This is a genomic window from Aciditerrimonas ferrireducens (assembly GCF_023130475.1).
GTDB lineage: Bacteria > Actinomycetota > Acidimicrobiia > Acidimicrobiales > UBA8190 > Aciditerrimonas > Aciditerrimonas ferrireducens.
Genome location: NZ_JAKHEX010000002.1, coordinates 96,740 through 108,973, shown reverse-complemented (window position 1 = coordinate 108,973; position 12,234 = coordinate 96,740). Strand labels below are relative to the sequence as shown.

Here is a 12,234-nt window from a genome sequence, read left to right as displayed (position 1 = left end):
TACGTGAAGTGGTTTTATCGATACGTATCGTGGTATCAGCGGCGGGGGGGATTCAGGGGAGGGGCGGTCGTGCCGATCCCCTGAGGCGAGCCCATGCCGTTCCGTATGCCTCGCCGCGACGCCCCGGACCACCCGGAGCGGATGACCCTGCCGCCGGCCCCCGGGCTGGTCAGCGCGCTGCTCGTCCTGCTCGTCCTGGCGGTCGCCGGGGCCGGTGCCCTCGGTCTGGCTGGCCTGACCCCGGTTCGGCCTCGGCCCCCGAGCCTCCCCGCCGCTGGGCTGCTCGCCGAGGAGGTGGCCGCGGGGAGCGCGGCCGCCCTGTCGCTCCCGCCTGCCACCCGGCCCCCGGTGCCCCTCGCGGCCGCCCTCCGCCACCAACCCCCCTTGGCGCCCCGTGAGACCTTCGGCTTCCTCCCCTACTGGACCCTCCCGAGCCTGCCGACGGCCGATCTCCAAGGGCTGACCACCGTGGCCTACTTCAGCGTCGGCGTCGACGGGGCCGGCCAGGCGGTGGAGAGCGGACCGGGCTGGACGGCCTATCGGAGCGCGGCCCTGGCCCAGGTGGTCTCCGAGGTCCATCGGGCCGGCGGTCGAGTGGTCCTCACCCTCTCCTGCTTTTCGCAGACCGCCCTCGACCAGCTGACCACCGACCCTGCGGCCCAGGCGACCCTGGCGGCGACCACCGTCCACCTCGTGGCGGCAGCCGGGCTCGACGGGGTCAACCTCGACCTCGAGGGGACCGGCTCGGCCGACCGGGCCGGGCTGGTCCAGCTCGTGGCCACGGTGGCCTCGGCCGTGCACCACGTCGACCCCGCCTGGCAGGTCACCGTGGACACCTACGGCTCCTCGGCCACCGACCCGGGCGGGTTCTTCGACGTGCCAGCGTTGGCTCGGGTCGCCGACGCCCTCGTGGTCATGGCCTACGACATGCAGGACCCCCGCTACCCCGGACCGACTGCCCCCCTCGACGGACCCGGCGAGACCGACCAGGCGGTCCTCGCCCAGTACCTCGCAGCGATCCCCGCCAGCCAGGTCATCGTGGGGCTGCCCCTCTTCGCCGTGGCCTGGCCCACCACGGGCCCCGAGGCCGGGGCCGCCGCGAGCGGCCCCCCGACCTACCTGACCGACCTGGCGGTCCCCCGCCAGCAGGTCTACTGGGACCCCACGACCCAGACCCCCTGGGCGGTGATCGGCGCGGGCAACGCCGTCGACCAGATCTGGTTCGACGACCAGGCCTCCCTCGCCGCGAAGGCCCGCGCCGCCCTGACGGCGGGGGTCCGGGGAGTGGCCCTGTGGGCCCTCGGCATGCCCCCCGCCGGGTCCCCGCCTCGGGACACCCGAGCCGCCCCTCGTCCCCATCGCTCCTCGGGCCCCGGGCCCACCGGCCGCACCCCCGACCCCCGCAAGCCCCGGGCCGTCCTCGTCGACCGCCACGGCCGGCTCCTCGGCCTCGTCGTCGACGGGGTCGTCCGGGGGGTCGTCGACGGGGTCGAGCTCTGCGCCACCGGCCTCGAGCGAGCCCGGGCGCGCCTCGACCGCCGGTCAGAGCACCGGCGGGCCGAGCGGCTCCTCGATCCCCTCCGTCGGCTCCAGCGGCTCGGGCACCAGCGAGGGGAGCAGCGGGGGCGGCCCATCCTCGCTGAGCGGCGGCGCCCTGGTCGGGTCGGGGGCCGGGCTCCTCAGCGGCGGTGCGAGCCCGTGAGGGCCAGCCGGCGCGCCCGGTGGAAGGTGGCGAGGAGGCTCTCGTCGGGCAAGGGCGCGGCGAGACCCAGGCTGAGTTCCCCGGGCAGCCCGGCCAGGGAAGCCGGGAGATCGGCAAAGCGAGCCTCGGCGTCGGCCAGGCTGGTCCCCACCAGGACCAGGCCGCACCCCCGGCTACCGAGCAGCACGCTTCGGTCCCCGGGGCCCAGACGGCTGAGGACCAGCCGCTGAAGCAGCCGGACCGCCACCTCACCGCTCAGGGGCTCGGTCGACGCCAGGCCCCGGGACGCCGAGCCTTCGAGGACCTCGGCGTATCCGAGCACCACGGGCTGGCCGGTGGCCACCACCGCGGCGGCCGCGCCGAGCAGGACCTGTTCCCCGGCGAGGGCCGGGTCGGGGGGTCTGCTCGCCTCCGACGGGCGCTGCCCCCCAGTCGGGGTTGCCGGCTCTGGGACCGGCTCGACCGCTTCGGCCCCGGGGACTGGCCCGCCTGCGTGGCCCGCCGCGGTGCTCGACGCCCCACGGGGCCCCTGGCCCGGCACGCCGGAGGTCAGCTCGGCCCGCGCCTGGGCGAGCCGAGCGGCCAGCCTCTCGGCGACCGCCGGGGCGAAGGCCTCGAACACCTCCAGGGTCACGGCGGCGAGCCGCTCGCTCAGTTCGGTCGGGGCCGCGACGATCTGCTCGACCAGGGCGTCAAGCCCGGCTCCGACCTGCCCTCGACTCCCTTCGGACGCCTCGGCGTCCGGCATGCCAGCCCCTTCCGTCGGCACGGTTCGACCGATCGAAGAGGGACAGCCCGCCTTGCGGTCGCCACCCTCGCTACGGCGTGCGCAGCTGGTGCCCCGTGGCGGCTCCGGCCGCCGCCCTCCAGCGTAGCAAGGGGTGCCTGCCGTCTCACCCTGCGCGCCCGCAGGGGGTGGCCGGGTGGTCGCTCAGCCGGCGCTGGCAAGCAGCTTCTGGAGGCGGCTGACGCCTTCTTGGAGGTCCTCGTCGGCCAGGGCGTAGGAGAGGCGCAGGTAGCCAGGGGCGCCGAAGGCCTCGCCGGGAACCACGGCAACCTTCGCCTCCTCGATGGCCACCTCGGCAAGGGTCGCCGAGGAGTCGATCCGGCGGCCGGCCAGCTGGCGGCCCAGCACCCCCTCGACCGACGGGAAGGCGTAGAAGGCCCCCTCGGGTTCCTGGCAGGTGACTCCTGGACACTCGTTCAGCATCCGGTGGATGGTCTGGCGGCGCCGGTCGAAGACGGCCCGCATGGCGGCCACCGGCTCCAGGCCACCGGTCAAGGCGGCCAGGGCGGCCTGTTGGGCGACGTTGGCGACGTTCGAGGTGGCCTGGGACTGGAGGTTCGTGGCTGCGCTCACCACGTCGGGGGGCCCGATGAGCCAGCCGACCCGCCAGCCGGTCATGGCGTAGGTCTTGGCCACCCCGTTCACCACCACCGCCCGGTCGGCGATCTCGGGGGCGACTGCCGGCAGCGACCAGAAGCGGTGGGGGCCGTAGACCAGGTGCTGGTAGATCTCGTCGCAGAGCACCCAGATGCCGTGCTCGGCCGCCCAGGCACCGATCGCGGCGGTCTCCTCCCGCCCGAGCACCGCGCCGGTGGGGTTCGACGGCGAGACGTGGACGAGCACCTTCGTCCGGGGCGTCCGCGCCTGCTCGAGGGCCTCGACGGTCACGTGGAAGCCGTCGGCCGCTGAAGTGGGCACCGGCACCGGCACCCCGCCGTTCAAGGCGGCGGCCTCCGGGTAGGTGGTCCAGTAGGGCGCGGGGATCAAGACCTCGTCGCCCTCGTCGAGCAGCGCAGCGAACGCGTTGAAGATGGCGTGCTTGCCGCCGTTGGTCACCAGCACCTGGCTCGCGGAGACCTCCAGGCCCGAGTCCCGGGCGGTCACGGCGGCGATGGCCTCGCGCAGCTCGGGGAGACCGGCGACCGGCGTGTAGCGGTGGTTGGCCGGGTCGGCGCACGCCGCCTGGGCCGCAGCCACCACAGCCGGGGGGGTCGGGAAGTCCGGCTCGCCGGCCCCGAATCCGATGACGTCCTCGCCCGCAGCCTTGAGGGCCTTGGCCTTGGCGTCCACCGCCAAGGTCGCGGAGGGGGCGAGGGAAGCCAGCCGGGCCGAGACCCGGCGGGCGACCACCGTGGCCTCCGAGGACGAGCCGTGTTCCGCAGAGCCAGCCATGCCTGCCATGCTTGCACAGGTGAACCCCGGCCACGCCCGCGCCCCGAGGACCGACCCGTCGCCGATCCCGGCCATCGTCATCCCCGAGCACCTGCGGCCCGCCGACGGGCGCTTCGGTTCGGGCCCCTCGAAGGTTCGTCCGGAACAGGTCGCTCGCCTCCAGGAGCTCGGCCGGACCTTCCTCGGCACGAGTCATCGGCAAGCCCCGGTGCGCAACCTGGTCCGCCACATCAAAGAGGGCATGGCCGAGCTCTTCGGCCTGCCCGAGGGCTACGAGGTGGTCCTCGGCAACGGCGGGGCCAGCTGCCTGTGGGACGCCGCCACCTACCGGCTGGTGGAGCGCCGCAGCCAGCACCTGGTCTTTGGGGAGTTCTCGGCGAAGTTCGCAGCGTGTGCCCGCCAGGCCCCCTGGCTGGAGGAGCCTATGGTCCTCGAGGCTCCCCCCGGCAGCCGACCCGAGGTGGTGCCGACCGAGGACGTCGACGTCTACGCCTTCACCCACAACGAGACCTCGACGGGGGTGGCCATGCCGATCCGGCGGCCCCCCGGTCCCCCCGCCGAGGCCGGCGGGCCCCTGGTGGTAGTGGACGCCACCTCGGCGGCCGGCGGCCTGGCCGTCGACCCCAGAGAGTTCGACGTCTACTTCTTCTCCCCCCAGAAGTGCTTCGCCGCCGACGGGGGCCTCTGGCTGGCGCTGTGCTCCCCGGCGGCCCTCGAACGCGTCGAGCGCCTCCACGCGGGCGGTCGCCACGCCCCGGCCTTCTTGGACCTCCAGCTGGCGGTCGAGCAGTCCCGCCAGGACCAGACCCTCAACACCCCGGCCCTGGCCACCTTGGTCCTCCTGGCCGACCAGCTGGACTGGCTGCTGGCGAACGGCGGCCTGCCCTGGGCCGTCAACCGCTGCAAGCGCTCCGCCGAGATCCTCTACAGCTGGGCCGAGGCCTCGGACTTCGCCCGCCCCTTCGTCGAACGGCCGGCAGACCGCAGCCCGGTGGTGGGCACCGTCGACTTCGTGGACGCCGTCGACGCCCGCACCCTGGCGGCCGTCCTGCGGGCCAACGGCATCGTCGACACCGAGCCCTACCGCAAGCTCGGCCGCAACCAGCTCCGGATCGCCATGTTCCCGGCCGTGGACCCCGAGGACATCGCCGCCCTCTGCGCCGCCATCAACTACGTCGTCGGGGCGCTGAGCGCCTGAGCCTCGGGCTCCTCCTCGACGTCGCGCCCCTCGAAGACCACCGTGCGGCTCCGGCGCCGGCCGGTCAGCCAGGCGAAGCCCACCCCGAGGACGATCATGACTGCCAGCGTCTGGTCGATCCCCCCGCCGATGGCCTTCGGCCCCTCGAAGAAGAACGTCACGAGCAACGCACCCATCATGAGGCAGGAGAACAGCGCCCCGGCCAGGAGCCAGCGGTGCCGGTGGGGCTGGAGGGCCACGTCCGGCAGGCGGCGGTGGCCGACGGTGAGGAACACGACGGCCGTCAGGCAGTCGAGGAAGAACTCGGCCAGGAGGAAGAACCCGGCCGCCGAGAGGACCAGGTTGAAGAACGAGCCCAGGGAGCTCACGAAGGTCTCCAGGGCGACCACCACCAAGGTGGCCCCGAGGACCACCAGGGTGGCCAGCTGCGGGGCTCGGTGGCGGTTCGTCCTCCCGAACGACTTCGGGATGAGGTTCTCCCGGCCCATGGCGTAGAGGGCACGGGTGAGGATGTAGGTGGTCAGCCACAGACCCCCGGCGGTGGAGCCCAGGATGGGGATCAGGATGGCCCAGTGCTCACCGGGCAGGATCCGGTGCGCCCAGAGGGCCAGGGGGTCGCTGTCGTTCGGGCTCGCCAGGAGGCGCATGGGGGTCTCGGCGAACATGAGCGGGTAGAGGACGGCGTAGAAACCCAGGGCGAGGAAGGCTCCGACCAGGCCGCTCAGCCCCGGGTCCTTCCGGGGACGGGTCGACTCCTCGGCGGCGTAGGAGTCGATCTCCCAGCCGTCGAGCACCGTGGCCGCCACCACGGCCACCACCAGCATCCCCCCGATGGGGGCCGGCCCGAAGTGCACCGGCACCCCCACCTGGTGGAGCTTCACCAGGCCGAGGACCCCGAAGGCCACGAGCGAGACCATCTCGAGCACGAAGAACGCCTTCGTGATCTGGGCGGTCGGCCGGGCACCGAGCAGGAGGGGGATGGCGGCGAAGCAGATCCAGAACAGGACCAAGGCCATCTGGACGACCTCGGGGGCGTGGTAGTGCGGGGCGATCAGGGCCAAGGTGTAGCTGGCCGCCGGGATGGCGATCGGAGGGATCGAGGTGAAGTAGGCCAGGATGAGGATCCAGGCCTGGTAGCGGGAGACCCGTCCCCCCATGACCCGGGCCGACCAGTGGTAGGAGGCGCCGGCGTGGGGGAAGTGCTTGTTCAGCAGCCGGAAGACGAAGCCGGCGATGACGAAGGGCAGCGCCAGGGCGGCGATGGCCGGCAGCGTCCACCAGCCGGCGTCGGCCGCCATGACCCCGCCGGTGGCGGCCACCGAGAAGACCGGCCCGATGCTCGACACCGAGAGGGGGAAGAGGTCCGTGAGGTGCAGCACCTGCGAGAGCCGGTGCCGACCACCCTCGGCGTCGTTCACCGGGTCGTTCCTCGGGGCGCCCTCGCCGATCGCCGCCTCGGTCACCTTCATCTCCTCCGTCGTCCTCGTCACATCCGTGGCCCCATGGGCCAGTCGAGCCAAGGACCCGGCTTCCGTGGCACTGCGCCGCGAGGGACCGGCCGCACCCGGCCGGTCAACCACCGTGGGGCGACCTGCTGCGACCTCCTCGCATTACGGAGCGTAACAGTAGCCGACAGGAAGAGGTCGTGCAACCAGGGTGCGGCAGCACAACACTCGGCGACACCCGCCGTTCCTCCTCGCTGGGCTTGGCCCCGATGGCCTAGGCTCCACGCAGGCCACGGAAGGAGGGGCCGTGCGTCGTCTAAACCGTCGGGAGTTCCTGGCAGGAGTGGTCGGGGGGGCCGCGGCCCTGGGTCTGGCGGCCTGCGGGTCCGGGTCCAGCGGCACCTCGGTGGGCCTCCCCGCCGCCCGGCCCCGCCGGGCCCCCGGCACCCGGCCGTACCCGAAGCGGCCGGTCGGGTACGACTCGATCCCCGAGATCCGTCACGTACTGGTCTTCATGCAGGAGAACCACTCCTTCGACAACGTCTTCGGGGTCCTGGGCCGAGGCGACGGGCTGACCATCGGGCCCGACGGCCTGCCCACCAACACGAACCCCGGGCCGGGCGGGGAGCTCGTCCGGTCCTTCCCCATGCCGACCCCGTGCCAGCTGCCCCACCAGCCGTCCCAGACCTGGAACGCCAGCCACCTGCAGTACGACCACGGGACGAACCAGGGTTTCGTCAACAGCCCGAGCGGGCCGGTCGCCATGGGCTACTTCACCGAGCAGGACCTGCCCTTCAGCTACCGGCTCGCCAGGGTCTTCCCCCTCGGCGACCGCTACTTCTGCTCGTTGCTCGGCCAGACCTTCCCGAACCGGCGCTACCTGCTGGCCGCCACCTCGGTCGGCATGGTCAACGACGTGGTGGCCCAGCTCGACACCATGCCCGCCCGGGGCACCATCTTCCAGCTCCTCACCAAGGTCGGGATCCCGTGGCGGAACTACTACACGCCGCCGAGCCTGCCCACGGCCGACGTGTTCCTCCCGCAGATGAACGACCCGGCCATCAAGGCCAACGTCGTGCCCATCGACCAGTTCTTCACCGACGCCGCCACGGGCTCGCTGCCGGCGTTCGCCGTCGTGGACCCGAACTTCTCGAGCACCTCAGAGGAGAACCCCCAGGACGTCTACCCCGGGGACCAGCTCCTCGCTCAGGTGGTCCACGCGCTCTTCGAGAGCCCGGCCTGGCCCCACACGCTGCTGCTGTGGACCTACGACGAGCACGGCGGGTACTACGACCACGTCCCCCCGCCCGCCGCTCCGGTCCCCGACGACGTCCCCCCGGCGATCACCGTTCCCCCCGACCAGCCCGGCACCTTCGGCCGCTACGGGTTCCGGGTCCCTGCGGTGGTCGTCTCCCCCTACGCCAAGCCCCACCACGTCTCCCACCAGGTCTACGACCACACGTCGGTCCTGGCGTTCATCGAGCGGAAGTGGAACCTCCCCGCCTTGACCTACCGGGACGCCAACGCCAACGACCTGAGCGACTTCCTCGAGCTGGGAGCCCGCACGCCGCCGTTCCTCACCCCACCGGACCTCCCCACTCCCCCGGCCACGACCCCGCTCGAGGCCTGTGACGCGACCGGTCCCGGCACGATTCCCCTGCCGAGCGCCGTCGTGCGCCGCTAATCGCTCGGGGGGCCTCAGCCCCCCGAGACGTCCTCCAGGCGCTGTCGGCCGGCGCTGATGAAGGGCATCATGGCCCGCAGTTCGCTGCCGATCCGCTCGATCGGGTGTTCCCGCCCGGCTCGGCGCAGGGCCTCGAACCGGGGCCTTCCCGCCTCGTTCTCGGCGATCCACTCCTCGGCGAAGCGGCCGGAGCGGATCTCCTCGAGGATCTCCCGCATGGTTCCCCGGACGTGGTCGTCGATCACCCGGGGGCCCCGGGTCAGGTCCCCGTACTCGGCGGTGTCGGAGATCGAGTAGCGCATCCCCGAGATGCCCTGCTCGTACATCAGGTCAACGATGAGCTTCAGCTCGTGCAGGCACTCGAAGTAGGCCGACTCGGGCTGGTAGCCGGCGTCCACTAGGGTCTCGTAGCCGGCCTGCACCAAGGCAGTCAGCCCGCCGCAGAGGACCACTTGCTCCCCGAAGAGATCCGTCTCGGTCTCCTCCGCGAAGGTCGTCTCAAGCACCCCAGCGCGGGTGGCCCCGATGCCGTGGGCGTAGGAGAGGGCCAGGGCATGGGCCTTGCCGGTGGCGTCCTGGGCCACGGCCACCAGGGCCGGCACCCCACCGCCCTCGACGTAGGTCCGCCGCACCAGGTGCCCGGGCCCCTTGGGGGCCACCATGGCCACGTCGACCCCCGCCGGCGGGGTGATCTGGCCGAAGCGCACGTTGAAACCGTGGGCGAAGAACAGGGCGTCGCCCTCTCGGAGGTGCGGTGCGACGTCGGCCTCGAAGACCTCCTTCTGGCGGGGGTCGGGCAGCAGCATCATGACCAGGTCGGCCTCGGCACAGGCCTCGGCGGTCGGCAGGACCCGCAACCCGGCCTCCTCGGCCTTCGCTGCCGAGGGGGAACCGGCCCGGAGACCGACCCGGACGTCCACGCCGGACTCGGCCAGGTTCAGGGCGTGGGCGTGCCCCTGGGACCCGTAGCCCAGCACCGCCACCTTGCGTCCCTGGATCAGGGCCGGGTCCGCGTCCTTCTCGTAGTAGAGCTTCGCCATCGCTCCTGCCTGTCGCTCGGGCCGGCGCCTGCCGGCGTGGTCTGCTGCCTTCGAGGTCTCCTGGGATGCTGACGCGTCGCGCCGTGACCTGTCCACTACGCCCTCCGCCCTCGGGCGGGAGCGGCCCTGGCTCAGGCCGACCGGTCGGCGACCGGGGTCAGGCGTCGGCGGGCGCCCAGGCGGGGGAGGGCCACCCGGCCGGTTCGCTGGAGCTCCACGATCCCGAAGGGTCGCAGCAGGTCCTCGGCGGAGTCCAAGGCCTCGGGGGTGCCGGTGACCGCCACGGTCACCTGGTCCGGGCCCACGTCGATGACCGACCCCTGGAAGATGGCCACGAGGGTCGCGACCTCCACCCGTGCGGGTCCCTCGGCCCGCACCGTCGCCAGCAAGAGCTCTCGCTCGATGGCCGCCTCGGGGGCCAGCTCGGAGATCTGCACCACGTTGACCAGCTTGTCGAGCTGCCGGATGATCTGTTCGAGCGGTGCGGACTCGACGTCCACCACGATGGTCAGCCGGCTGAAGCGCTCGTCGTCGGTCGGCGCCACAGCCAGGGAGAAGATGTTGTAGCCCCGCCGGCTGAACAGGCTGGCGACCCTCGCTAAGACCCCGGCCTTGTTCTCCACCAGGACCGACAGGATGTGGTGCCGGCTGCCGCCGTGGACCGTGGCGCTGGTGCTCATCGACCCCCCTCCCCCTGTGCCGGGCCTTCGATGATCTCGTCGTTCGACGCCCCAGCCGGCACCATGGGGTAGACCTTCTCGAAGGCGTCGGTCCGGAAGTCGATGACCACCGGCCGGTCGTCGATCTCGTTGGCCTTCTCGATGGTGGGGGCCACCTCCTCGGGGCTCTCCACCCGGAAGGCCCGGCAGCCCATGGCCTCGGCCCACTGCACGTAGTCAGGCAGGTCCGGGGAGAGATACACCTCGGAGTAGCGCTCCTCGTAGAAGAGCTCCTGCCACTGGCGCACCATGCCGAGGTACGCGTTGTTCAAGATCGCCACCTTCACCGGGATCCGCTCCGCGGTAGCGGTCACCAGCTCCTGGGCGGTCATCTGGAAGCAGCCGTCGCCATCGATGGCCCAGACCGTCCGGTCCGGCCGACCGACCTTCGCGCCGAGGGCCGCCGGCACGGCGAAGCCCATGGTCCCCGCCCCGCCCGAGGTCACCCAGGTCCGGGGCTCGGCGAAACGCCAGTACTGCGAGGCCCACATCTGGTGCTGTCCGACCCCCGTCACCACCACGGTGTCCGGCGGGCTCAGCTCCCGCAGCGTCTCGACCACGAACTGGGGCTTGAGCGGCCCGCCCTGGGTCTGCTCGTAGCGCAGCGGGTGCGCCTGGCGCCACTTCGCCAGCTGGGCGTGCCAGGGACCGAGGTCCGGGCGGCTGGCCGCCGGGGTCCCCGGACGGGCCCTGCCCTCCGGGGTCGAGCCCAGTTCCTCCAGGGCCTCGCAGAGGGCCTCGATGGCCACCTTGCAGTCGGCCACGATGCCCACGTCGGCTCGCCGCACCTTGCCGATCTCGGCCGGGTCGACGTCCACGTGCACCACCTTCGCCCCCGGGGCGAAGGTCGCCACCTTACCGGTCACCCGGTCGTCGAACCGGCTCCCGAGCGCCACGAGCAGGTCGGCGCGCTGCATAGCCGTGGTCGCTGTCCAAGTCCCGTGCATCCCCGGCATGCCCAGGCAACGGGGGTCGTCGTCGGGGAACGCACCCCGGGCCATCAGGGTCGTCACCACCGGGGCCCCGCTCAGGTCCACCAGGCGGCGCAGCGCTTCGCTGGCCTCGGCCTTGATGACCCCGCCCCCGACATAGAGCACCGGTCGTTCCGCCCCGAGCAGCAGCTCGGCTGCCCGCCGGACAAGACCTGGCTCCGGAGCCCGGGGCAGCCGGTAGCCCGGGAGGTCCAGGTCGTCCGCCGACGGCCAGTACCACGACGTCCGCGCGTTCGAGACGTCCTTCGGCACGTCCACCAGGACCGGGCCCGGCCGGCCGCTGGTCGCCACGTGGAACGCCTCGGCCACCACCCGGGGCAGGTCGGCCGGGTCGGTCACCAGCCAGTTGTGCTTCGTGATGCCCATCGTGATGCTCGTGATGGCCGTCTCCTGGAAGGCGTCGGTGCCGATGGCCGTCGTCGGCACCTGCCCCGAGACCACCACCAGGGGCACCGAGTCCATCATGGCGTCCATCAGGGGCGTCACGATGTTCGTGGCCCCGGGACCGCTCGTCACCATGGCCACCCCGGGACGCCCGGTCACCTGGGCGTAGCCCTCGGCGGCGTGCCCCGCCCCCTGCTCATGGCGCACGAGGACGTGACGGATCGAGGAGTCCAGCAAGGGGTCGTACACCGGCAGGATCGCCCCGCCGGGCAGACCGAAGACGACCTCCACCCCCTCCATCTCCAGGCTCTTGATGAGCGCCTGGGCCCCGGTCAGCTCCATCGTTCGCTCTCCTCGCTCTCCTCGTCGGCCGGGTCGGCCAGTTCTCGGTGGTCGAGCCCCCGCCCGGAAACGAAAGGGCCTCCCCGGAGGGAGGCCACGGCGCGCACGCGGACGACCGACGTGCGCTAGGTCAGGCGTACCAGTCGGGTGGGGGCAGCAGTCGACACCAAGAAGAGTCTGACACGGGGGACCACCCACTGGCAAGGCAATCCGGATGGCTAGCGCCTGGCCAGGAGACGCCCCAGAGGTCGAAGACGTCGGTCAGCTGGCGGGTCAGCCGCACGCCGGGCCGGGGCCGCAGGACCGGGCCGCAGGGCTCGCCGAGAGCCGCGCGCAGCAGGGCCCCGACGAGGTCGGCGCCGGCCACCGTGCCCAGCAGGACGAAGTCCGAGAACCCGAGGCCGACGTCGAGCACTGCCAGGTTCCCCTCGGCGTCCCGAACTGCCTGCAGGTGGAAGGCGCCCCGAATGGCCAGCGTCCGGGCTACCGCCTCGGCCACTTCATGGCCACCCCGGGTCGTCGCGGAAACGAACGGTGCGATACCAGGTC

Annotated in this window: 9 protein-coding genes; 3 read left to right on the top strand and 6 right to left on the bottom strand. The window is 72.6% G+C overall.

Going from position 1 to position 12,234, the window contains the following annotated elements:
- The first annotated feature begins 93 nt into the window (after nt 1–93).
- Nucleotides 94–1,932, top strand: a complete 1,839-nt coding sequence (locus tag Acit_RS02530; RefSeq protein ID WP_248105405.1) for a glycosyl hydrolase family 18 protein — start codon at nt 94–96, stop codon at nt 1,930–1,932.
- Between the two features lie 701 nt (nt 1,933–2,633).
- On the opposite strand, the gene Acit_RS02525 is transcribed toward Acit_RS02530, so the two are convergent.
- Nucleotides 2,634–3,881: a pyridoxal phosphate-dependent aminotransferase gene (locus Acit_RS02525; RefSeq protein WP_248105404.1), complete on the bottom strand. Its 1,248-nt coding sequence runs from the start codon at nt 3,879–3,881 to the stop codon at nt 2,634–2,636.
- A 64-nt stretch (nt 3,882–3,945) separates the two neighbouring features.
- Here Acit_RS02525 and serC point away from each other — a divergent pair, with 64 nt between their 5' ends.
- Nucleotides 3,946–5,079: a phosphoserine transaminase gene (gene serC / locus Acit_RS02520; RefSeq protein ID WP_376746001.1), complete on the top strand. Its 1,134-nt coding sequence runs from the start codon at nt 3,946–3,948 to the stop codon at nt 5,077–5,079.
- Here serC and Acit_RS02515 read toward each other — a convergent pair.
- The gene (locus Acit_RS02515) at nt 5,052–6,542 is read right to left on the bottom strand and encodes an APC family permease (protein WP_248105402.1); all 1,491 of its coding nucleotides are present in this window, start codon (nt 6,540–6,542) and stop codon (nt 5,052–5,054) included. The genes serC and Acit_RS02515 overlap by 28 nt on opposite strands.
- Before the next feature lie 289 nt (nt 6,543–6,831).
- Here Acit_RS02515 and Acit_RS02510 point away from each other — a divergent pair, with 289 nt between their 5' ends.
- Nucleotides 6,832–8,208, top strand: coding sequence for an alkaline phosphatase family protein (locus Acit_RS02510; protein WP_248105401.1), 1,377 nt, complete (start codon nt 6,832–6,834; stop codon nt 8,206–8,208).
- Between the two features lie 14 nt (nt 8,209–8,222).
- Here Acit_RS02510 and ilvC read toward each other — a convergent pair whose 3' ends face one another.
- The 4 genes from ilvC to Acit_RS02490 all read right to left on the bottom strand — a co-directional run bounded on the left by ilvC (nt 8,223) and on the right by Acit_RS02490 (nt 12,184).
- Entirely contained in the window at nt 8,223–9,248 is a 1,026-nt protein-coding gene (gene ilvC / locus Acit_RS02505; protein WP_248105400.1) for a ketol-acid reductoisomerase, read from the bottom strand.
- 131 nt (nt 9,249–9,379) lie between these two features.
- Nucleotides 9,380–9,928, bottom strand: coding sequence for an acetolactate synthase small subunit (gene ilvN, locus Acit_RS02500; RefSeq protein ID WP_248105399.1), 549 nt, complete (start codon nt 9,926–9,928; stop codon nt 9,380–9,382).
- The gene (locus Acit_RS02495) at nt 9,925–11,685 is read right to left on the bottom strand and encodes an acetolactate synthase large subunit (RefSeq protein WP_248105398.1); all 1,761 of its coding nucleotides are present in this window, start codon (nt 11,683–11,685) and stop codon (nt 9,925–9,927) included. Before Acit_RS02495 ends, ilvN begins: the two co-directional genes overlap by 4 nt.
- A 130-nt stretch (nt 11,686–11,815) precedes the next feature.
- The gene (locus Acit_RS02490; protein ID WP_248105397.1) at nt 11,816–12,184 is read right to left on the bottom strand and encodes an ATP-grasp domain-containing protein; all 369 of its coding nucleotides are present in this window, start codon (nt 12,182–12,184) and stop codon (nt 11,816–11,818) included.
- Nucleotides 12,185–12,234: the final 50 nt, after the last annotated feature.